This is a genomic window from Nocardia sp. NPDC004582 (assembly GCF_053602115.1).
Genome location: NZ_JBSGCY010000274.1, coordinates 1 through 2,740 on the forward strand (window position 1 = coordinate 1; position 2,740 = coordinate 2,740).

Annotated in this window: 1 protein-coding gene and 2 pseudogenes; 1 reads left to right on the forward strand and 2 read right to left on the reverse strand. The window is 72.4% G+C overall.

What is annotated here, in order from left to right; genetic code table 11:
- Nucleotides 1–63 precede the first annotated feature (63 nt).
- Nucleotides 64–369, reverse strand: a pseudogene (locus tag ACWELJ_RS33880) (glycosyltransferase family 2 protein); the annotation flags it as partial.
- Between the two features lie 125 nt (nt 370–494).
- Between ACWELJ_RS33880 and ACWELJ_RS33885 the strand changes: the two are divergent.
- Nucleotides 495–1,880, forward strand: coding sequence for a hypothetical protein (locus ACWELJ_RS33885; RefSeq protein WP_452370140.1), 1,386 nt, complete (start codon nt 495–497; stop codon nt 1,878–1,880).
- A 15-nt stretch (nt 1,881–1,895) separates the two neighbouring features.
- On the opposite strand, the pseudogene ACWELJ_RS33890 reads toward ACWELJ_RS33885, so the two are convergent.
- Nucleotides 1,896–2,729 (reverse strand): annotated as a pseudogene (locus ACWELJ_RS33890) (NAD-dependent epimerase/dehydratase family protein); the annotation flags it as partial.
- Nucleotides 2,730–2,740: the final 11 nt, after the last annotated feature.

Consider the following 2,740-nt stretch of genomic DNA (forward strand, 5'->3'; position numbering starts at 1 on the left):
TAATACGAGTTGTCGGTTTTGGTGAGTGGTGTTATGAGTTTTGATCTACCGATCTGGGCCGAATTCGGCCACCAGCCGGGGTAGTTCGCCGGGGTCGAGGGAGCCGTCGCCGTCGAGGACGGCGACCAGTTCGGTGCGGGCGGCATCGACGCCGGCGTGCACGGCGCTGCCGTACCCGGGCTTCGATTCGGTCACCACGGTCACGCCCGCCGCGCGGGCCACCGCCGCGGTGCCGTCGGTGGAGCCGTTGTCCACCACGATCACCCGGTACCCGATGGGAATTGCCGACAGTACGCCGGGCAGGGCTTCCGCCTCGTCCCGGCAGGGGATCACCACCGTGACCCCGGGCTCGGAGTCCAACTCGGTCATGGCCTCGACCGTAAGCCCAAACGGGCCGTTCGACCCCCGGGACACGCATGACGAAAGTATGACGGGAGCAGCGAGAATGCCGATCCGGACAGTTCCGGCGGGTTTCGGGGCCTATGGTTTCCGGCATGGCGAACGCTTCCGCGACGAGGGTCGCGCGCTACGTCTCCACGCGCGTCGACGGCTACGGCGCCCTCGCGGCCTTCCTACTCGTCCTGGCCGCCTTCGTGATTCCGCGAATCGAGGGCAAACCCTGGCGGGACAAGCTCTACGCCGGGGCCGCACCGATCTTCGGCGGCTGGCTACCGCATCTGGGCTGGGGCACCGTCCCGGCGGTGGCCATCGCGGCGGCGGTGGTGCGGTTCGGGCCGGACCTGGCGCGGCGGCTGTCGTTCGGCCGGCTGCTGCTGACCACCTGGGCGACGGCGGCGGCGTGGGCGTTCGCGCTGGCCATGGTGGACGGCTGGCAGCGGGGCTTCGCGGGGCGGCTCACCACCCGCGACGAATACCTGCACGAGGTCGGCGGGGTGCACGAGATCGGGGCCATGCTGCGCGGATTCTCCGGCCGCATCCTGGATTTCCAGCCCGACTCGTGGACCACGCACGTGTCCGGGCATCCGCCGGGGGCGCTGCTGGTGTTCGTGCTGCTGGACCGGATCGGGCTGGGCGGCGGGGCGTGGGCGGGCCTGCTGTGCCTGGTGGTGGGGACCAGCGCGGCGGCCGCGGTGCCGTTCACGTTGCGGGCCTTGGGTGCCGAGCATCGGGCCCGCGCCGCAACGCCTTTCCTGGCGTTGCTACCCGCGGCGATCTGGATCGCGGTGTCCGCCGACGGATTGTTCGCGGGTGTGGCGGCGTGGGCGGTGGCGCTGCTGGCGCTCGCCACCCGGCTCGAGCGGGGCTGGATGGTGGCCGCGCTGGGCTCGGGCGTGCTGTTCGGCTGCACCGTCTTCCTCAGTTACGGCCTGGTGCTGATGGCGATTCCGGCCGCGGCCGTGCTGCTGGCGCGCTCGGCGCGGCCCGCGCTGCCCGCGCTCACGGGTGCGCTGGCGGTGGTGGCGGCGTTCGCCGCGGCCGGGTTCTGGTGGTTCACCGGCTATCACCTGGTGGTGCAGCGCTACTACCAGGGCATCGCGCACGAGCGGCCGTACCGGTACTGGGTCTGGGGCAATCTGGCCGCGACGGTGTGCGCGGTGGGCCTGGCCACCGCCGCCGCGAGTGTCCGGGTGCTGATGGAGTTGGAGATCCCGCCGGTGCGGCCGGTACGGGAATGGTTGTCGCGCTGGCGTTCCCACGTCGATCCCGCCGCGTTGATGGCGGCGGCCGGGTGCACCGCCATCCTGATCGCCGACATCAGCGGGCTGAGCAAGGCCGAGACCGAACGCATCTGGCTGCCGTTCGATGTGTGGGCGCTGGCGGCCACCGCCCTGCTCCCCCGCCACAGTGCCCGATTCTGGCTCGTGGTGCAGGCGGCGGGGGCGCTGGTCGTCAATCATCTGATCCTGACGAACTGGTGATCGCGGCAGGCGGATTCACCGCCAGGTGGGCGCCCCGTCCCCGCCGGCGGCGCGCAACGGCGCGGACGCGAACTCGGTCAGGCCCGCGGTCGGGGTGATCGCGGCGGTGAAACCCAGTGCGCGCCGGGCCCGTTCGGGTCCGGCCACGATGTGGCGCACGTCGCCGGAGCGGTATTCGCCGGTCACCACGGGCTGTTTGCCGCCGCACGCGGTGGCGAGGGTGGCGGCCACGTCGCCGATCGTGATCGGAGTGCCCGAGGCGATATTGAGCGGGGTGAACGCCGCCAGCGGCTGTTCGAGGGCGGCCACATTGGCGGCGGCGATATCGCGCACGTGCACGAAATCGCGGGCCTGGGTGCCGTCCTCGAAGACGCGTGGGGCCTCACCCGCCTCGAGCGCCGAGCGGAAGATGGCGGCGACACCGGAATACGGTGTGTCCCTGGGCATGTCGGGGCCGTACACATTGTGGTAGCGCAGCGCGGTGACGGTGCCGCCGGTGGCCGCGGCCCAGGCGGTGGCGTAGTGCTCCTGGGCGACCTTGGAGGCGGCGTAGAGGCTGCGCGGGCGCAGCGGCGCGTCCTCGTCGATGGGCGCCCACGACAACGGGCGGCCGTCGGGGCCGCGGTGGTCGAAGCGACCGGACTCGAGGTCGGCGGGGGTGCGCGGGGCCGGGTCGACCGGGTCGCCCGCGGAGTCGACGTAGCGGCCCTCGCCGTAGACCACCATGGACGAGGCCAGCACCAGATGGCGGCAGCGGGCCCGGTCCATGGCGGCGAGCAGGACGGCGGTGCCGAGGTCGTTGTGGCTGGCGTAGGCGGGCGCGTCCTGCGCGCTCACGCCCGCGCCGACCTAGGCCGCCC